This window comes from Lysinibacillus sphaericus (assembly GCF_005217585.1).
Classification (GTDB): domain Bacteria; phylum Bacillota; class Bacilli; order Bacillales_A; family Planococcaceae; genus Lysinibacillus; species Lysinibacillus sphaericus.
Window position 1 is genome coordinate 2,038,412 of the sequence record NZ_SZPT01000002.1, and the last position, 20,594, is coordinate 2,059,005.

Annotated in this window: 17 protein-coding genes; 5 read left to right on the plus strand and 12 right to left on the minus strand. The window is 37.4% G+C overall.

The window, feature by feature from the left end; translation table 11 throughout:
- Nucleotides 1-88: 88 nt before the first annotated feature.
- From FC748_RS15130 to FC748_RS15145, 4 genes are all read right to left on the minus strand, one after another.
- A complete protein-coding gene (locus tag FC748_RS15130; protein ID WP_025218525.1) occupies nt 89-1,132 on the minus strand; it encodes a zinc-dependent alcohol dehydrogenase family protein in 1,044 nt (347 codons plus the stop codon).
- A 174-nt stretch (nt 1,133-1,306) separates the two neighbouring features.
- Nucleotides 1,307-1,951, minus strand: coding sequence for a hypothetical protein (locus FC748_RS15135; protein WP_108030663.1), 645 nt, complete (start codon nt 1,949-1,951; stop codon nt 1,307-1,309).
- A gap of 77 nt (nt 1,952-2,028) precedes the next feature.
- Nucleotides 2,029-2,289 (minus strand): transposase, encoded by a 261-nt coding sequence (locus FC748_RS15140; RefSeq protein WP_024362775.1) that lies wholly within the window; start codon nt 2,287-2,289, stop codon nt 2,029-2,031.
- A gap of 211 nt (nt 2,290-2,500) precedes the next feature.
- Complete coding sequence (locus tag FC748_RS15145) at nt 2,501-3,070, minus strand: TetR/AcrR family transcriptional regulator (RefSeq protein WP_108030664.1); 570 nt, start codon at nt 3,068-3,070, stop codon at nt 2,501-2,503.
- 144 nt (nt 3,071-3,214) lie between these two features.
- On the opposite strand from FC748_RS15145, the gene FC748_RS15150 reads away from it, so the two are divergent.
- Nucleotides 3,215-4,663 carry an MDR family MFS transporter gene (locus tag FC748_RS15150; RefSeq protein WP_108030665.1) on the plus strand — a complete coding sequence of 483 codons (1,449 nt, stop codon included), beginning with the start codon at nt 3,215-3,217 and terminating at the stop codon, nt 4,661-4,663.
- Between the two features lie 115 nt (nt 4,664-4,778).
- Nucleotides 4,779-6,164, plus strand: a complete 1,386-nt coding sequence (locus tag FC748_RS15155; RefSeq protein ID WP_108030666.1) for a dipeptidase — start codon at nt 4,779-4,781, stop codon at nt 6,162-6,164.
- A gap of 127 nt (nt 6,165-6,291) precedes the next feature.
- Here FC748_RS15155 and FC748_RS15160 read toward each other — a convergent pair whose 3' ends face one another.
- Complete coding sequence (locus FC748_RS15160) at nt 6,292-6,864, minus strand: nitroreductase family protein (RefSeq protein ID WP_024362772.1); 573 nt, start codon at nt 6,862-6,864, stop codon at nt 6,292-6,294.
- A 100-nt stretch (nt 6,865-6,964) separates the two neighbouring features.
- Nucleotides 6,965-7,459, minus strand: coding sequence for an amidase domain-containing protein (locus FC748_RS15165; protein WP_024362771.1), 495 nt, complete (start codon nt 7,457-7,459; stop codon nt 6,965-6,967).
- Nucleotides 7,460-7,643: 184 nt separating this feature from the next.
- Between FC748_RS15165 and FC748_RS15170 the strand changes: the two genes are divergently transcribed.
- Nucleotides 7,644-8,666, plus strand: a complete 1,023-nt coding sequence (locus tag FC748_RS15170; RefSeq protein ID WP_069512923.1) for a DUF2804 domain-containing protein — start codon at nt 7,644-7,646, stop codon at nt 8,664-8,666.
- A gap of 128 nt (nt 8,667-8,794) precedes the next feature.
- Here the strand turns inward: FC748_RS15170 and FC748_RS15175 are convergent, their stop codons facing one another.
- Nucleotides 8,795-9,517: a glycerophosphodiester phosphodiesterase gene (locus FC748_RS15175; RefSeq protein ID WP_108030667.1), complete on the minus strand. Its 723-nt coding sequence runs from the start codon at nt 9,515-9,517 to the stop codon at nt 8,795-8,797.
- 135 nt (nt 9,518-9,652) lie between these two features.
- Between FC748_RS15175 and helD the strand changes: the two genes are divergently transcribed.
- Nucleotides 9,653-11,881, plus strand: a complete 2,229-nt coding sequence (helD, locus tag FC748_RS15180; RefSeq protein WP_107896040.1) for an RNA polymerase recycling motor HelD — start codon at nt 9,653-9,655, stop codon at nt 11,879-11,881.
- A gap of 104 nt (nt 11,882-11,985) precedes the next feature.
- On the opposite strand, the gene FC748_RS22445 is transcribed toward helD, so the two are convergent.
- From FC748_RS22445 to FC748_RS15200, 5 genes are all read right to left on the minus strand, one after another.
- Nucleotides 11,986-12,111: a hypothetical protein gene (locus tag FC748_RS22445; protein ID WP_255313807.1), complete on the minus strand. Its 126-nt coding sequence runs from the start codon at nt 12,109-12,111 to the stop codon at nt 11,986-11,988.
- A gap of 428 nt (nt 12,112-12,539) precedes the next feature.
- Complete coding sequence (locus tag FC748_RS15185; RefSeq protein ID WP_108030668.1) at nt 12,540-13,406, minus strand: GNAT family N-acetyltransferase; 867 nt, start codon at nt 13,404-13,406, stop codon at nt 12,540-12,542.
- A gap of 441 nt (nt 13,407-13,847) precedes the next feature.
- Nucleotides 13,848-15,680 carry an ABC transporter ATP-binding protein gene (locus FC748_RS15190; RefSeq protein ID WP_108030669.1) on the minus strand — a complete coding sequence of 611 codons (1,833 nt, stop codon included), beginning with the start codon at nt 15,678-15,680 and terminating at the stop codon, nt 13,848-13,850.
- Entirely contained in the window at nt 15,680-17,401 is a 1,722-nt protein-coding gene (locus FC748_RS15195; protein ID WP_108030670.1) for an ABC transporter ATP-binding protein, read from the minus strand. The genes FC748_RS15190 and FC748_RS15195 overlap by 1 nt, the downstream gene beginning before the upstream one ends.
- A 73-nt stretch (nt 17,402-17,474) precedes the next feature.
- Nucleotides 17,475-18,368, minus strand: a complete 894-nt coding sequence (locus tag FC748_RS15200; protein WP_024362764.1) for a DMT family transporter — start codon at nt 18,366-18,368, stop codon at nt 17,475-17,477.
- Between the two features lie 186 nt (nt 18,369-18,554).
- Between FC748_RS15200 and FC748_RS15205 the strand changes: the two genes are divergently transcribed.
- The gene (locus FC748_RS15205; RefSeq protein ID WP_108030671.1) at nt 18,555-20,576 is read left to right on the plus strand and encodes a bifunctional diguanylate cyclase/phosphodiesterase; all 2,022 of its coding nucleotides are present in this window, start codon (nt 18,555-18,557) and stop codon (nt 20,574-20,576) included.
- Nucleotides 20,577-20,594 lie beyond the last annotated feature (18 nt).

The window sequence follows — 20,594 nt, forward strand, 5'->3', positions numbered from 1 at the left end:
AGCTTTACACAGTACCTTTATCACTATCATCAAGATATACAAAAAGCTCTTAAAAGGTATTACCCGCTTTAAGAGCTTTTTAAGCTATTTATTGAAAATCTATAATGATTTTTAATGCATGCTCATCCGCCGCATTAGCAAAAGTTTCGTAAGCTTCCATCATGTCGTCAAATTTATAGCGATGTGTAGCTAACCTTTCTGGCTTAATCTTCCCTGTTTCTAACGTTTTTATTAGCATCGGTGTTGTGCTTGTCGATACTAAACCTGTGGAAATTGTCACGTTGCGAATCCATAAATCTTGTAATTGCAAATCGACAGGTTTACCATGAACACCAACATTAGCTAAACGACCTCCTGGTGATAAAATTCGCTGGCAAATATCGAATGTTGCAGGATAACCTACAGCTTCAATTGCTACGTCAACTCCACGACCATCTGTCATGTCAAATATTTTATCAATTGCAGCTTGGGCATCACGTGAATTGATTGTCTCTGTAGCACCAAATTTCTTGGATTCTTGTAAACGATTATCATCGAGATCAATCATTATAATTTTTGAAGGAGAGTAAAATTGGGAGGTTAATAGTGCTGACATTCCAATTGGACCTGCACCTACGATAGCTACTACATCGCCTGGTGACACTTGACCATTTAATACGCCAATTTCCAAACCCGTTGGTAAAATATCAGAAATCATAACAGCAGCATCATCGGATATTCCTTGTGGAATGTGGTATAGAGAGTTATCAGCATGTGGAATATGAACATACTCTGCTTGTGTTCCATTGATTAAATGACCTAAAATCCAGCCGCCATCTTCACAATGAGCATATAAAGATTTTTTACAATAGTGGCATTTACCACATGACGTCACGCATGAAATAATTACTTTATCGCCTACTTTAAAGTTTGATACGCCTGCCCCTACCTCTTCAACAATTCCAATACCTTCGTGACCTAAAATTGTCCCCTCTTTAACAGCAGGTACATCGCCACCTAAAATATGCAAATCCGTACCACAAATAGTTGTTTTCACAAGACGCACCACTGCATCGCTATCTTTCACTACACGAGGTTTGTCTACTTCACGTAATTCCTTTTTACCTGGTCCTGCAAATACTAGCGCTTTCATTTAGAATTCTCCTCTCTCAATAGATTTGTAGACTTAATATACTTTAAATATAATTAATTATTCAGAAAACGTCAATTAACTGGACTCTTTTTAGTTAATTTTTATAATTTTTTAGAGACAAAAAAGCCTTCTTAAATATCGCCATTTAAGAAAGCTCTCGTATTCGCATTATGCTCATTTATCTATGGAAGCATGGCCTCGACGCAATCGATATTGTGCACCCGTTAAAAATGGCACCATCGCTTGTAAACATGCATCATCATATAAATACTCTTTAAAAACAATTGGTGGTACTAACAGCTCTTTTTCTTTACAAGCTTCTTTACAATGTTCAATAAACGCTGGTTGTAGGCTAGTATACAAAACTAATGGCATTGGAAACTGGTCATACGCTTTCTGTATAGCCATTACCATTAAGTCTTCACTTAGTAATTGATCGAAGCTGAAGCCTGTTATTTTCTTTGTATGAACATCTATAATAGACGCCATATAAGCCCATCCTTGATGCCAAGTTGGTACGTAACTTATATTGATTACCCACTTTTCGTTAGCTTTTGTCGTTTCAAAGCCTACATTTACTATTGGTTCCGGAACTTCTTCTACATGTGCTTCCCTTGCCTTTTTTAATACGCGCTGGACCTTCCGCAAACTCCCTTGAAAGCCTCGCATTTTCAATATTTCATAAAGCTGTGCACCATTATAAAGCTGCCCATCTTCGATAAATATTTGTTCAATTTCCTCTAATAACTCTTCCGATGCCGACTTTCTTGATGACTGTTGCTTTTTTTGCAACCCACTATAGTAAGTACTTTTGGGCAAGTCTAATAGCTCACAGAGTACTTTAACAGCATGTTTTTTACTTTCCCGTTCTATATAATCAATTACATCTGTATCATCTAATTGGCTGCGAATATGGTAATAGCCTTTTTTAATATATCGACCTCTTGTTTTAATCGTTCGTTTTCTTTTTGAACGGTTAATACTTCTGCCTTCGTCATGTCAGTGACACCATCAACTGGTGTATATAACTTTATCCATTTATAAATGGTTACTTCAGATATACCATATTCGCTTGATAATTTACTGACAGCGGTGCCGAGGCGATATTGTTTTACAAGCTCTAATTTAAAGTCAGATGAATATCGTTTATTCCCCATACAACTCCCCCTTTTTTCTCCTATTTATAATAGTTGCTTGTCATAACAATGTCTAGGTTGCTGTAACATGAAAGGGGTTTTGTAGTTGTTGTGTTGCTATAACTGGGTTCATGTTTATACAAACACCTAAATCAAATAGTGCAGTTAAAATTTTTTTGAACGATTATTTGATAGCTTTGTCAATCGCAGCATCGAGCAAACCCACACATAATTATTTTAAATTAAATACATTTTGATTAATCATTTTATGAAAATAATAATCCATATCTTCAGCAGTTACACTTTCTCTATTCTCCAGCCACCACATAGTTAATTTTTCAATGGCCCCTGCATAAAACGTTATGACTAATTCTTTCGGAATCGAAGAATCCTTGAAAAGTTGATACATTTCATTTCTCTCTTCCATTTGATTATTTACATTCAGTGTGTTTATGTATTCTATAAATTGGCTATCCCCCATTTGTACGGCTAAAATTCCCCCTAACACTGGATGATCTAATAGCTGTTCAATCACTGTAAAAGGCTTTGTTACTCGATCATGAATAGGTATTTTTGCTATTTCTTCCCCTAATTGTTGAAGTCCAACTTTTAATAAATCATTTTTATCTTCAAAGTGTTTGTAAAAGGTTGTACGATGCACCATAGCACGGTCACATATTTGATTGATTGTAATTGAAGTATATTTTTGTTTATAGTCCGTCATCAGTTCATACAATGCCTGCCATAATAATTTATGTGTGCGTCTAATCCTCAAATCAATTTGTTCTTCATTATTTTTCATCTACACTTCTCCTATTTTGTTGTTTATCTATACATGTAAAATAATCTGATTCTTCCTAAATATAATCGACATATTTATATTAAATTACATACAGTAGTTTATCTATTGTCCATAAAAATTATATGAAAGCGAAGGTAATCATACATGAGCCTATCATCTACGAGTCCTGCTAACCCTAAGATTGATCTTAGAAACATAAAACAAGGTCCGATTGTTTTCGCATTAATATTAGGAGCATTTGTCTCCTTATTGAACGAAACATTGCTTGGAAATGCTTTACCGATCTTAATGAATGAATTTAATGTAACAGCGTCTACGATTCAATGGCTTACTACAGCCTACATGCTAGTTGTAGGTATTTTAGTACCAATAACGGCTTTATTGCAGCAATGGTTCACTACAAGACAGATGTTTTTATCCGCCATGCTAACATTTTTTATAGGAACTTTAATAGCAGCCATTTCTCCATCTTTTTTCTTTTTATTAATAGGTCGAATAATTCAAGCCTTTGGTACAGGCTTAATGCTTCCTCTATTAATGAATACTATCTTAACAATTTATCCATCTGAAAAACGCGGAACTGCAATGGGATTAGTTGGTCTTGTTATGCTCCTTGCACCAGCAATCGGCCCTACTTTATCAGGTGTTATTGTTGACTCTATGGATTGGCGGTGGCTATTTTATATCGTTATTCCGTTAACTATTCTGTCAATCCTTATTGCATTTAAATATCTACAAAATGTAACAGAACTCAAGAGACCTAAAGTTGATTATTTATCTATTATATTATCGACATTAGGTTTTGGTGGTATTGTATATAGTTTTAGTGCTTCTGGTGACCTGGGCTGGTCAGATATAAAAGTGCTATCTTCAATAATAATTGGCGTTTTATCATTAATCTTATTTTCTATACGTCAGTTAAAAATTGAAAATCCTATATTAGACCTGCGAGCGTTTAGCTTTCCGATGTTCACTTTACCCGTAGTGCTAATGTTCATCGTTATGATGACCATGTTTTCTACTATGGCGTTGTTACCTATGTTTTTACAAACAGTATTATTAGTAACAGCTTTTAAATCAGGATTACTCATGCTACCGGGTAGTATTATCAGTGGGATTATGGGCCCAATTTCAGGTAGACTATTTGATAAATATAGAGCTAAGGCAATTATTATCCCTGGGATTATGCTAGTAACCATTGGCGTATTCTTATTTACAACGAACAATGCAGATACATCAATTTGGAAAATTATTGTCATGCACAGTTTACTAATGGTAGGTATTATTTTTGTTATGACGTCCCAAACATTTGGCCTAAACCAATTAACACCTAATCTATATCCGCACGGCACCGCAATTTTCAATACTTTATCGCAAGTTGCTGGCGCAATTGGTACTGCTTTAGGGATTTCTAAAATGTCTTCTGGTACATCTGCTTATATGGAAGAATCCCTTGATCCAACCAATCCAATTGAAAAAATAAATGGCCTAACTGCTGGATTCCAAGATGCATTTACGATGGGATTATCTTTAATACTTATTGCTTTAATATTATCCCTGTTTATAAAAGAACAGAAAAAGAAGGCTAGCTGAAAAATCTCTAAGTTGGTTTTAATAAAACATTAGAAAGCATTGCTATAACAGGATTCCCCCACCACATTATGCTATACTATTTCTATTATCGAAATATTGAAAGAGGGATGAATGTATGACGCAATTACAGACATTAAATGCTTATTTTGCTGAACATCGTGAGGCGCACTTAAATGAATTAAATGAATTTTTACGTATTCCAAGTATTAGTTCATTATCTGAGCATAAAGGCGATATTCAGCATGCCGCAGAGTGGCTAGCTGATGCCTTCAAGAAACTCAACTTAGAAAACATTTCTATCACTCAAACTGCTGGTCACCCTGTTGTTTATGCTGACTGGTTACATGCAGAAGGCAAACCAACTATTCTATTTTACGGTCACTACGATGTACAGCCAGTTGATCCATTACATCTATGGGATAGCGAACCGTTCAACCCTACGATCCGTGATAACAAATTATTTGCACGTGGCGCAAGTGATGATAAAGGTCAAGTGTTTATGCACTTAAAAATGATTGAAGCACTATTTGCAACGACTGGTACTTTGCCAGTGAACGTAAAATTCATCTATGAAGGTGAAGAAGAAATCGGTAGCCCTCATCTGCCTGCCTTTGTTGAAGAACATAAAGAAAAATTAGCAGCTGATTTAATTTTGATTTCTGATACAGGTCTTTATGGCCCTGGTAAACCAGCAGTATGCTATGGTTTACGCGGTCTTACAGGCGTACAAATTGACGTGCGTGGCGCAAAAGGCGATTTACACTCAGGCCTATACGGTGGCGGTGTACAAAATGCCATTCATGCACTAGCAGAAATTTTAGCATCCTTCCGCGATGAACACGGTACAATCCAAGTAGAAGGTTTCTACGATAAAGTATTACCATTAACGGAAGAAGAACGTGAAGCTTATCGAGCACTAGGCTTTGACGAAGACTCCGTAAAAGAGGAAGTCGGCGTATCTGAATTGTTCGGTGAAGCAGGCTATTCTTATTTAGAGCGTACTTGGGCTCGCCCAACGTTAGAAGTAAATGGTGTATTCGGTGGATTCTCTGGTGAAGGCATTAAAACTGTACTTCCTGCTGAAGCTGGTGCAAAAATTACTTGCCGACTAGTACCAAATCAGGAGCCAGAAGAAATCGTTGCTTTATTAAAAGCACATATCGACAAACATAAGCCTGCCGGTGTAGACGTAACGATTTCAGAATTCGATAAAGGCCGTCCATTCTTAACACCATTTGATCATCCATTTATTCAAGCAGCCGGTCGTTCCTACGAAAAAGTTTATAATGTACCTACCGCTTACACACGTGGTGGTGGTTCGATTCCAATCGTTGCTGCCTTTGATGAAATTTTAGATTTACCAGTTGTTTTAATGGGCTTTGGTCTATCGAGCGAAAACTTCCATGCACCAAACGAGCATTTCCATTTAGAAAACTTCGATAAAGGTTTACGTGTATTAGGAGTCTATTTATATGAGGTTGCAGCACTAAGTCAATCGTAAACAACACAACTTATCCGCGATGTACTTTGCTTTACCCGCGAAATACCCGATTTTACCCGCGCTTTACTGCGGTTTACCCGCGATAATAAAAATCCCCTCGCCATCTGGCAGGGGATTTTTCATTTGTTTATTCACCAAAATTCGTTACAAACTGTGCTGATGTTTTTCGTTCTTTGCCTTTTGGTACTTCATCAAAATAACCGACCTGTAACATCGCTATTACACGTTCACCTGGCTGTACTTTTAATGCTTCACGGAATTTAGGATTATCTAAGAAGCCTGGTGTTTTCCAGCAAGAGCCAATACCTTTATCCCAAGCTAACAGCTGGATATTTTGAATAAAAATACTCGCTGCTGCGTAATCTTCTAAACGCTCTTTTTGACGTGCATCCTCTGGCACAATAACAAATGCATAGCCACCAGGCAATGTGAATTTTGCCATTTGCTTCGCTAAATCTTCACTCGAAAGCTCCTGCCATTTTGGAACAGCTAACTCTCGTAATAGCTGATGAAGTGCAACTAAATCATCATCGCAAGCAATAACTAAACGCCACGGTTCGCGATTACCATGGTTCGGTGCCCAGACAGCATCGTCAACAATGCCCAGTAAATCATCACGTTTCACCAATTGCCCATTAAACTTCTTAATTGAACGGCGATTTATAATTGCATCTCTTACCGATAAAAATTGTTCGCTCATTTTTTTCTATCTCCTTCTAATAATAGTAGTATATATCATTATTCTTCATTTCTATCTCCAACATTATCATAAAATGATGAGCTTTAAAACTGCTAACACTCTAAGCAAAACTATCATCTATATGATAAAAATAATAGGTCATATTTGGGGTATACGCCGTAGAATCCTGATAAAAATAAGCCCTATTAATACTATCTGATGTATGTGCATTGACATAGGGAATTCCATTTTGAATACTCGTAACAATGACCGAATGATCAATTCTGCCATCTCCTTGAAAATCATAAAATATAACGTCCCCAATGTCTAATTGTTCTGCCGTTTGCACGCGTGTTGCCTTTAAACCCGTTTTTGAGCCCTCTAAATACCATCTTAGAGAATGTGCCACAGACCAGCTAAAGCTCCAGTTTCCTTGCTGAATCCACCAGCCCCTTTCCCTATTTGGTGCCCCTCGCATCGGTGCTCCTCCAGCAAGTAAGCACTGTGAAATATAATTCGTACAATCGACATCAAAATTCGGAAATGCCGGATTACGACTATTCCACCATAAATTCGCATATTGTACAGCTGCCTGTCTGTTATACATTTTGGCCACGCTCCCCCTCCTTATGTCCATCATATGACTCCATCGTTCGTTCTATTAATTAGGCGATTCAACGCAAAATTGCTGAAAGCGGTCACATTAGGCGCTATCTTTTCCAATTTCAAGATAGTTTTTGCTACAATAAGATTAAACAAATTGGCATTTTTTTATTTTACGAACAGAAGGGATGTTGAATGTGAAGCAGCATGCTGAGAAAGAAATTTTACAGCCTACTCTTTTATGCGATAAAAAAGGGAATTTAAATCCAGCTGCTATTGGATTTGCACGAAAACCTCTCATAAATAGCAATTTAAGCGGACATATCCTGCGTAAAAAGAAATGGAACTATTGGTGCATCTATGGCGATGAGATTTTATTCTCCGCAACGATTAGTCATCTCGATTACGCAGCTGTGTGCTTCGTGTATTTCCTTGAATATGAAACTCAGCGCTATTTTGAAAAAACAATAACAGTTCCACTCGGTGGCAAGCTTAAAATGCCAACGCATGTACTAGAATCCGTATCTTTCACGAATAGTGAAATGACAATTGATATGACCTATATTCAAAACGAAACACATTTATCTGTTTCAATCCCTACTTTTGATGGCGATGCCTTGCGTGCCAATTTAATTATTCAGCATCCACCTTCAGACGAATCGTTAAATGTCGTCATTCCTTGGAATCGTAGGACATTTCAATTTACAGGAAAGCATCATATTCTTCCTACTTCAGGAGAAGTAATTATCGGCAACCGCCACTTTACGTTTACCCCTGAAGAAAGCTTTGCTGTACTTGATTATGGACGTGGTGTTTGGCCACGGGAAGCCACTTGGAATTGGGGCATGGCCTCTCAACGTGTTCGAGGTAGACGCATCGGGCTCAACTTAGGTGGTAAATGGACAGATGGTACTGGCATGACTGAAAATGCTGTTTTTGTGGATGGGAAGATGACAAAAATACACGAAGATTTGCTGTTCACTTATGATCGAGAGGATTATATGCAACGATGGACAGTCAAAACAAAATTTTCAAATCAAGTATCTCTAACATTCTCTCCATTTTTCGAACGGGTTGCCGCAACTAACGCAAAACTTGTTAAATCAGAAGTACATCAAATGTTTGGTTATTATGATGGAACGATTTTATTAGATAATGGTGAAACATTAGTTATTAAGCAAATGCTAGGATGTATCGAAGAACATCAAGCAAAATGGTAATAACTATTTCCCATTTCAACCTAAAACACAAAAAAATTCGCCCTCTTTTCGCCATCGATAAAAGAGTGTCGCGAATTTTTTTGTTTCCTTTGGAGTCATTAGTTGTCGTTCAGCAAAGGGTAACTTTGTTAATCTTTATTGATTCCATCTAGTATAGCTTCTGGGTCATCTGTAAATAGGGCTTGTATGCCGAGCTGTTGCAATTGCTGTGCATACTTAACATCATTAACGGTGTAAACACGCACGGTTGCCTCTTTCTCTAGTGCTGTTGCTATAGGTTTCCTAAATGCAGTAGGTAAACTAACATGAATCGCATTAGCAGGAATGGTTGCTGTATAGGTTGTAAAATCGACTAAAACCTCCGCAAATAAAGCAGCCGTTTCAATGTATGGCGCCATCTGATATACAGTTTGCAGCGATTCATGGTTAAAGGAAGAAATAATGACCCTCTCCGTCATTTGGTGCGTCGCTATTTCCTTTAATACAAGCGCCTCAATTCCTTCGTAAGGAAAGACATCCGTTTTTAACTCAATATTGATACGATGGTGTGTAGCGACAAAAAGCTCTAAAACTTCACCTAATGTAGGAATACTTTCACCTTGAAATTGTGCTGCAAACCACGAACCATAATCATATGCACGCAGTTGCTGAAGTGTAAAATCTTTTACATAACCAGAACCATTAGATGTTCGGTCAATTGTTTCATCATGAATCACTACAAGCTCACCATCTGCGGTGACATGAACATCCAATTCAATACCTGCAATTGGTAGCTTAGATGCTGCATAAAAAGCGGCTTTTGTATTTTCGGGATAATGAGCTGAAACGCCACGATGGGCAAATAAATCCAAATGCAAAACCTCCTTCTACTCTTTACTTCATAGTATAACAATAAGCTAAATAGAACGTTTACACTTGATAGGTAAAATTTTGTATAGTAGTATGAGAATCTACTTAAAATTGTAAGTACTTAGGAGGTGCTAAAAATGACTGCACAACACCCGGATTTTCAGGCTGAGTTAGAGCGCCTTGCATACACGCAAAATTATATGCAACAGATTTTAAATGAATCGCAACGAGACCTGCAATCTGCACAAGAAAATATACGAAAGTCTATGGCGGATTTAGATTATCTAGATTCAAGTTTAAGTTATTTAAACATTTTAACAAATGCTCGTTTTTTTGAAATGGCTCGCAATCAAAAAGAAGGTTTAGAGGCTGTACAAAAAAAGCCTTACTTTGCCCGCATTCACTTTCAAAAAACGGGCGATCCTGAAGAGTTTTTGTATATCGGAAAAACATCCTTATTTCATCGTGAAACACATGAACCTATTATTGTCGATTGGCGTTCGCCTGTAGCAAATGTCTATTACGACGGCCGTCTTGGTGATATGGAATATGATGTTCGCGGAGAAGTTCATAAAGGACATTTATTTGCCAAACGACAATATAAAATTGAAGATGGCGTATTGCTCGATATTCGGGATATTGACTTAACAACAAATGATGAATTACTACAAGAAGCATTGGCAGGAAAAGCAGATGTACGCTTAACAGAAATCGTCTCTACTATTCAAAAAGAACAAAACGATATAATACGCGCTCATCTGCGTCAGCCAATTATTGTCCAAGGTGCTGCCGGTAGTGGGAAAACAACGATTGCTTTACACCGTATCTCGTACTTCCTCTATACGATGGGCGAACATTTTAATCCTGAGCAGCTCATGATTTTAGCACCGAATAAGCTTTTTATTGATTATATTGGAGATGTCCTCCCAGAGCTTGGTGTTGATAAAATATGCCAAACAACATTTGCAGACTATGTCCTTGCCGCAACAAAACTAAAGTTAAAGCTACGCAATCCGAATGAACAATTGGAATCACTCGTAATAGGCGGTGCTGATCAGCCAACTGCTTGGATTTCTGAAGTGAAGGGCTCCCTTTATTATCGCGATATGATTGAACGATATTTACAAAAAATTGAATTGCAAATAGCTGAACAATTCGAGGATGTCTATATTGAAAAATATCGTATAATGCGGGCTTCACATTTAAAAAAATTATTCTTATATGAATTTTCTTATATGCCGATTGAAAAACGGTTAGCCCATATTAAAAAGGTACTTGCAAGTCATGTTCGGCAAAAGAAACAAGCCGTCTTAAATACGTTGCATGCAAAATACGATGAAGCCCTTGGAAAAGCGCTCAATGGTATTCGTGATGCTGAGAAACGAAAACACATTGTTACAAAATTTATCGATGAACGCGATGAACGTTTACCCGCCATTGAAAAGGAAGCAAAATCTACCGTTGCTGTCTATATGCGCCGCTTTACAAAATATAATGTAAAAACAGTCTATCGTACGCTGCTAACGAATGCTGAACTATTAGCAGAAATCGCACCAGAATGGCATTATATGGAACAACAACAATTTTTACAAGCACACGCTAAAGAGCAATGGATGTTAGAAGATTTAGCTGCCCTCTATTATTTACAAGCAAAGCTTAAAGGGATTGCAGATGAATGGAAAATGCGCGTTGTCTTTATCGATGAAGTACAGGACTACAGTCTATTCCAGCTAGCCGCTCTAAAAGCAGGGCTAGAAACGGATATGTTTACAATGGTAGGTGATTTAGCACAAGGAATTCATAGCTATCGTTCCCTAACCGCTTGGGAGCCTGTGCAAAATTTATTTCCCCGCGCTAGCTTTAGAACACTTCAAAAAAGTTACCGAACAACCATTGAAATTATGGAGGTCGCTAACAAAATTTTAATGCAAATGGATGAGCAACTGCCATTAGTTGAGCCTGTAGTCCGTCATGGAGATGCTCCAACATTTGTACAGGCAGCTTCCTTTAATACGCAGCAAATTAGAGAAATTTTTGCTTCCATTAGAGCAAATGGGCACCAATCAATCGCCTTAATTTGTAAAACTACGGCTGAAGCCAAATCAATGCAACAGGCTTTAACGAATGACGCGATTCCTTGTCAACTTCTCACAGAAGATGAATCGATTAATCAGCAAGTATTACTTGTTGTACCAAGCCATTTAGCAAAAGGTCTTGAGTTTGATGCTGTCATTGTTGCTGCCTTTGATACGCCCTTCTTTGATTCGAAAATTGATAGAAAATTACTTTATGTGGCATTAACTCGTGCCATGCATGAGCTATATTTAATTGGTCCTACGAAAAAGGCATTTCTATTAGAAAATTAAATAACACAATAAAAAATAGCACAGTAGGATACAGTCCCTAACATGCTATTTTAGCAGTTGGATAGCCGTGCTCATTCATAACGATTAAATACATACTGTAAAAATTATTTATGGCGCGGTGGTAATCTGTAAAACTTTCCTTTCGATAAATAAGCTTTCACAACCTTCCACCATGAGCGAGGTGCTTCCCTCGGAGGAGACTTTTTTTTCGGCAATGCTGGCATACGCATGACAACGCCCCCTTTCTTCATCCTTATTAATACTATATGGGCATAGTACACATTTATGATAAAAAGGAGGAATATAACAGAAACTTAAACTTCTTAGCAATAAAAAGGCTGGGACATAAGAGAAAAAGTGTTAGATTGAACCTAATCAATCTAACACTTTTTTGCTATGCAGTTGTTGTCCGCTACGACGGTGCTTTCCGCTCAGTACAGTAAGCCGCAACCCTCTGCTTGCGCGCGGAATGCCCGCGTCTAACATTATGTGCTGTTCTGAGCTGGAGTCACCGCCTTCGCTACCAACAACTAGTGAACACTTCTAATTTTTTTAATTGCAAAAGCAAGAATAGCTAGGTCTCCATATAGCAAAAATTTATGAACAGCTTTCGTCTGTTCCTTAAATTTTTTTAGTTTTGTCCTAGCCTCTCTTTACATTAATTTTTCACATAATAGTCTAGTTGCTGTGCTTTCATAAAGCCTGCCTTCTCATAAACAGAAAGAGCTTTTCTATTCTCGATTTCTACATCAAGCATAACAAATTTAGCGCTTTGTTTACTAGCATAGTCTTTTGAAAAGGATAATAAAGCTGTACCGATTCCTTGCCCTTGATACTGAGGATGAACTGCAAGTGCTGTCACCCATTGAATTTCATTTTCTTCTGCTGTGGTCACCGTACCTACAACGTGACCATCTTTATGTGCCACCCATAGTTTTCGGCCATGCGTTGACGTATTAAAGTCGATTAGCTCCCCCGATTCTGATGGCAAATCCCCAAACGCATCACTATATATAGCGATTAGTTCAGTCTGCTCCCCAGCGTATGGGGCAATTTGAATATCATCTCGAAGTTCAACTGGCTCTGCTTTCGTTTCCAATGTTGCTTCTGAAAAACTGTATGAATAGCCAAACTTTTCGATAAATGTATGCCCGTAAGGAGAGCCATCAATAACAACTGCTAACTGACCTTCTGCTCCTCGCTCTTCTAGTCCAGCTTGTAACACATTGACTAAAGCTGTTCCAATTCCTTTTTGGCGATAAGCTGGTGTCACTACTAACGACCATTCATACGTATGCAGCCCCATCAAATCAATGGCACTTGCAGCACCTACTAATACATCATTGTCATCTTCATAAGCAAGCACCATAAAACCTTTCGATTCAAAAGAACCTGCCGATGGTATATTCATAATCGTTTCATATACACGATAATCGTTTAAAGTTGCTTCTTCACATAATATTTTTAATTCATTCAATGTTTCCCCATCCAAAGGGAATGACACTGTAATCACTGAAATGTTCATTGTTTACTCCGTTCTTATATCAGACTATTGCCCTATTGTAGCAAGAAAGAAAATAAACTGGCAACAAATTATCATACCCGTTTCTAATAATCAGCAATTTTACTTCCAATACAGAATAAATAGAAAGATTTGTACTACTATAGGTCTTTAAAATAAATGAAATTTACTAGAAGCTATTAGTTATAAATCATTATATGGCTTCTCATCCTAAGAAATCGGATAATTACATTTATTGTAATTATTATAACATTAATACAAATAAATTACATTAATAAAAGTACTAAATTTCTACAATAAATTATTATACAACCATTACTATTGGCAGGTGCTTCCAATTAAAAAAGAGCGATTTCTAGAAAAATCGCTCTACAATCAAACTTATCCTACTTTCGTTTACCAGTAATTTGCGGTTCTTTTCCACCGCCATAGTTCTTCCAAACATTACTCTTCTAAATGATATGCGGAGGCGCTTAGCATCTGGGCGTAAATGCCCCCAGATTCAATTAATTCTTGCTGTAAACCTGCTTCAACTAGCTCACCCTTCTGCATAACGAGTATGACATCTGCATTATGCACAGTATTTAATCGATGTGCAATGACAAAGCTTGTGCGTCCTTGCATCAGTCGGTCAAGTGCCTCTTGGATTGCTAATTCTGTTACGGTATCAATGCTGCTCGTTGCCTCATCAAGCAATAAAATTTTCGGATTAGCAATCAGTGCCCGTGCAATGGATAATAATTGCTTTTGCCCTTGGGAAATTTCACGACCATCTGCTTTGAGAACAGTATCATAATTATCCTTTAGTTTCATAATAAATTCATGCGCATTAGCGAGCTGCGCCGCTTCTATAACTTCCTCATCACTAGCATCTAAACGGCCATAACGTATATTTTCCCTTACTGTAGTTTCAAACAAAAAAGGGTCCTGTAATACAAAGGCCATTTGGGAACGGAGTGCTTGCCGTTCAATTTGTTGTACATTTATACCATCAAATAGCACTTCGCCCTTCGTCACCTCATAAAATCTAGCAATTAACTGTAAAATCGTTGTTTTCCCTGCACCAGTTGCCCCTACCAAAGCAACCGTCTGCCCTGGCTCAACCGTAAAGTTAATATCTTTTAGTGTGTAAGATTCCTGTGCCACATCATATTTAAAAAACACATGTTTGAATGTTACCTGTCCTACTAATGGATGATTCTTTGCAGTAGACATTTCCATTTCAGACTGTTCATCGAGTAATGAAAATACACGCTCAGCTCCTGCAATAGCTGAGAGTACTGTATTAAACTGATTCGCCAAATCATTTAATGGTCGTGTAAATTGGCGAGCATATTCTGTAAAAATTACAATTACACCTATTGATACATGACCGTAAAGTGCAAGCACCCCACCAATACCCGCAACAATCGTAAAGCTCATATTATTTAAAAAGTTCATGACTTTTGGTATATATCCAGAGTACGTCTGTGCCCAAAAGCCTGTTCTTTTCAAACGTAAACTTTTGTCGCGAAATTCTGCTTTTACACGCTCTTCCTGTGAAAAGGCCTTTACAATTCGCTGTCCAGAAATAGTTTCTTCAATCATGCCATTGAGCGCTCCCATTGCTGATTGTTGCTCTTTAAATAACGGAGCAGTTCGACGTGTAATCCAGCGCATTGCCCAAAACATAATTGGAATAATTGTCATTGTTAAAATCGTTAACAATGGGCTCAAGCTTAGCATGATAATAAGCGTGCCCCCAAGCGTTAAAACGCTGGAAAACACCTGTATAAAAGAACTATTCAAAGTAGAGCTAACCGCTTCAATATCATTTGTCATGCGACTCATTAACTCGCCATGTTGCCGTCTATCAAAAAACGAGATAGGTAACTTTTGAAAATGAGTAAAGACACTTGTTCGCAGCCTATATATCGTCTGTTGGGCAATCCCAATCATCCAATAATTTTGTAAAAATAACGAGATAGCTAAAAGCACATAAATTCCGATTAACAGCGTAATTTTACTGCCTAGTCCATTGAGCTCGCCTTGCATCACATATAGATCGATTATTTTGCCGACTATATACGGTCCTAATAGCGCCAAAAGTGAGCTGACCATAACAAGGAATAGTACGATAACTAATAACATCCGTTGTTCATCGACAATTTTCCATAGACGCCATAATGTACTTTTCCAATCTGCTGCTCGTGGCCCTTTCTTTTTCTTTACAACCTGTTTTACATCATCTTTCGATAAAATCGGCTCATAGCCAAAAGGTTTTTGGAAAAATCCCATTATTTCACCTCCTGCTGGGAGATAGCGATTTTTTGATAGAGCTCAGAAGTTTGCAAAAGGTCTTCGTGTGAACCATAGGCAACCACTTTACCCTCGTCTATTAACAAAATATGATCTGCACCTTTAGCCGTACGAATTTTTTGTGTGACAACGAGCATCGTTGCACTTTCTTCACTAAGCGCATCCCATAGTGCCTGCTCTGTTTTAACATCAAGTGCACTTGTACTATCATCAAGCATTAATATATGCCCTTTTCTTAATAGTGCCCTCGCAATCGATAATCTTTGTTTTTGACCACCTGATAAATTAACTCCCTTTTGCCCAACGCGCGTATCATAACCACTCGGGAAGTCTTCCACAGATGCATGGATTTGTGCCTGCATCGTTGCATTTAACACTTCGTCCATTTCCGCTTTCGTATCCCCCCAACGTACATTATCAGCAATACTACCTGTAAATAATAAAGATTGCTGCGGAACATAGCCTATAATGTCGCGTAGTTCTTGCAAGTCCCATTGTTGAACATCTTTTCCTTCGACATATATCTGTCCTTCTGTCACATCATAAAAACGAGGAATAAGCTGTAGTAATGTCGATTTACCAGCACCAGTAGCCCCCATAATGGCTAATTTTTCACCTGACTTCACTTGAAAACTTACGTTGGACAAGACGGTCGCATCAGTACCTGGGTATTGGAAGCTGACATTCTGAAATACCAGCTCCCCTAATTTCAGGTCACTAGATGCCCCCACTATCGATGACGAAGTACTTTCTACTTCATTGTCAACAGCCAACACCTCTGTCATGCGTTCTGCTGAAGCTTTCGCACGGGCATAAAAAATAATAATAAAAGCAAACATTGAAAACGAACCTGTGATACGCATTGCATAGTTGACAATCGCTACAATATCTCCAAGCGGTGCTGTCCCTGTAGCAACTTGCTTTGTACCAAACCAAAGAACTGCCAATAAACTCATGTTCATTACGAACAATAAGACCGGCATAATATATTCCATCGTGCGCAGTGCTTTAACAGTATCCACCTTCAAATGTGATGCCACCTGCTCAAAACGTGAAGCCTCATATTTTCCACGTAAATAAGCTTTCACGAGGCGCATTGCTTGTAAATTTTCTTGAAGCACTCGATTTAATCGGTCTACACGCTTTTGCACTTTCCCAAAATAAGACACACCTTTTGCAACCATAAAAATCAGGAAAACAAAAATGATTGGTGCCCCAATAACTAAAAACAATGCTAGTTTTGCATTTACAACAAATGCCATAACAATGCTCCCCACAACAGCAAGTGGTGCTCGGAGCATAATACGAAGGCTCATAAACAACACTGTTTGAACTTGTGTGACATCATTTGTTAGCCGAGTAATGAGCGAAGCTGTAGAAAATTTTTGATACGTAGCCAATGTAAAAGATTGTATTTTTTCAAACAAAGCATTACGCAAATCAAAAGCAAAGCTTTGCGCAGTATGTGATGAAAAATATGAATTAATGACACCGGCTAAAAAGGCGATAAAAGATAAAATAAGTAATACGGCTCCCCATTGTATAATCATCTGTTGATTTTGAGCACGTACACCATCATCAATAATTTTGGCCATAATAAGCGGTTGAATCAGCTCTACGAATAATTCCATAAGCATCAAACATAATGCAATAACGGCTGTCCACTTATAAGGTTTTACATACGAAAAAATTACTTTCACATTCTCTCCCCCTTGTTTGAGAAGAACTAGTATTCTATAAACCTAGTCAAAAACACCTATACAAATAATATTTTTATGCCTTTTCTCCTGCGATTGATAGCCATGTTACACAAACAAGCATAACGAAAACTCCCACTAATTGCCACAATCCAAGTGATGTACCAAATACAATAACTGAGATCACCATCGCCGTTAACGGTTCGATACTTGATAAGATACTTGTCTCTACAGCAGTAATATACTTCATGCTACTTAAAAATAGAATGAAGGCAACTGTGCCCGTAACGATTAGCGCCAGCATTAAACCTGTAATTTTGAAATCTGTAAAAACCGTCCACTGATTGGATTGCCATACACGACTTACTATACCTAACGTCACACCACCGATTAGCATCCCCCAGCCTACGACAAGGAGCACATTCCACTCTTTCATCAGACGTGCGGGATACAATGTGTAAAAAGCAAACGTTAATCCAACTGCTACTCCCCACAATAAGGCTTTATTACTAACTAATAAAGATTCAAAAGAAGCGTTCGTTAGTAGTAGAAATAAACCGAGTAATGTGCCTATAATACCTAATACTTGATATTTAGGTGGCCATTTCTTTAAACTAAGAGATACATAAGCAACAACAAATATTGGCGCTAAAAATTGTAGTAACGTGGCTAATACAGCATTACTTTCATTTATCGCTCCAACGAAAGCATATTGCACTCCGAGCATTCCTACAATACCAAAGGTTATAAGCTGTCTACTCCAAAATTTTTGTTGCCATATGCTAAAAATATCTTTACCTGTTAACAATAAGTATGTAAGTAGAAAAATACCTGCAACCGATAGACGAATTGTCAACATAAAAGAAACTGTCAATGCTGTATGATTGAGTAACCATTCCATTAAAGGTCCTGTTGCTCCCCACAACATCGCTCCAGTGATAATAAAAAGTATACCTTTTAATCGTTCCATTCAATTCCCGCTTCCTATATACGTACTAAAAACTGTTATTTTTCTTCAAAACTTTTCTTTAATTTCGTTAGAAAAGTCCTATTTTTTCTCATTATCAAATATTTACAATTATATTCATAATGACTAATTCCCGATAATTATCTATAATATTAGTATATATTGATTACCCAAGGAGATCGAATACTCATGAGTCTTATGCATAAATCATTTACGATAGATGAACATTATATAAATTCACTTCCTTTTCCTGCAATTGTCATAAAGCAAAATGGACAAGCAACAATTTCGGGAAAACACGCTGAAGAACTATTTGGTTTCTCAGTTACTGACATTACAGGACATACTACTCCATCCATACATGAAAATCTACTAAGAAATCTTTCATCTGAGACGTTTCAAACGATTTTACACAATACAGAAAGTACATATATAGATAAAGTTCAAGTGTACACACATTCTGAAGAAGAAATCTCTTCAGCATTGCTGGCAAAACCATTTATTGAACAAGGTGAACACCTTATTTTAATTATGTTTATGTTACCAGAGTTAATGATTAATTCTGTTTCAAACAGCAGTACATATGTAGACTTAAAGCAAGGTTTAGACTCTACATTTATGACAGTGACTTTGGATCGTGATGGCTTTATATTAGAGTGTAATGCAGAATTTTTAAAAATTAGCCAATGGACACCAAAGCGAGTAATCGGCAAAACTTTCTGGCAACTATTCCCTGAAAACGAAGCGAGTGAAAAAATTACAAATACGATATGGCGCAATTTGAATAATGGCCATACGTGGCAAGGGGAAATCGAGAAGGTTACGAAAACAGGGCAGTCCTATTGGGTACTTCTCACAGCTATCCCAACTTTTAATTTAGAGGCAAATGAACAACAGTTTATTTTAATTGAGAAGGATATTACAAAATCTAAGACCATTCAACACCAACTTGAAAAAATTGCTTATATCGATACAGAAACAGGCTTAATGAATGCCCACCGTTTAGAAAAAGTGATTACAAAAATGATTGAGGAAGAAAAACACTTCTCCTTCGTCTATTTAAGTATCGATAAATTTTATACATTAAAGGAATTACACGATCAACAAATCAATCAAAGCCTAATTATCGAATTTACAAACCGCATCAAAATGTACTTCCAAGACAGTACGATGGCTCGTATTAACGAAAATGATTTTGTTGTCATTACGCCATTAAGTGAATGGTTTATACAAGGCTTCTTGTCCTATTTACAACAGCATCCAATCTATAGCAGCAATATCGCAGTACCTATTTCAATTAGTGGTGGTATTACACGCTACCCTGAGGATCAAACAACCTTCTCTCAACTAATGAAGGCCTCAATCGCAACGATTACGAATGTGCGTGAAGCAGGTGGTGACAAAATTGTCTCCCTTTCAAAAGCAACACATAAAGCATTAAATCGAAAAGCTTTAATTGAAAAACGTCTGCTACAAGCGCTAGACCAGAAAAACCTAAAAGTACTTTATCAACCACAAGTTGACATCTATTCGGGTAAAATTACAGCGGTAGAAGCGCTCGTTCGTTGGGAAGATGAAGTGATTGGTGTCGTTTCACCAGATGAACTAATTCCAATCGCTGAGGAAACGGGTCTTATTAACAATATTGGATCGTTTATGATAGAAAAAGCTTGCGAGCAAGCACTTATTTGGAAGAAGGCTGGTCATAATTTAAAAGTGGCTATTAACTCATCTGTGCGTGAATTCCGCGATAAAAACATGGCCAAATCCATTCTTGATATGTTAGCCAAAACAAATTGCCCTGCCAATCTCATTCAAATTGAAATTACTGAAAAATTCGCATTAGAAGCAGAAGCTGCTACCTTTATTACACAGCAAATGCGAAAACTTGAAAACGAAGGGATTGCTTTTGTTTTAGATGATTTCGGTACTGGTTATGGTTCATTCCGATACATGCAAATTTTACCAATCGAAACATTAAAGATTGATAAAACATTTACTAGTTCGTTATTAAAGTCCGAAAAAACACAAAAGCTTATGCATGGCATGGTACAGTTAGGAAAATCTATGGAGTTAAAAGTGGTAGCTGAAGGCGTTGAAACAGCCGAGCAAGCTGATCTATTAATCACTTACGGCTGCGATGCTATTCAAGGTTTTTATATTAGCAAACCTGTTACACCAGACGAAATCGAAGCATTACTTATAAAATAAATAATGTGATAAAAAGCT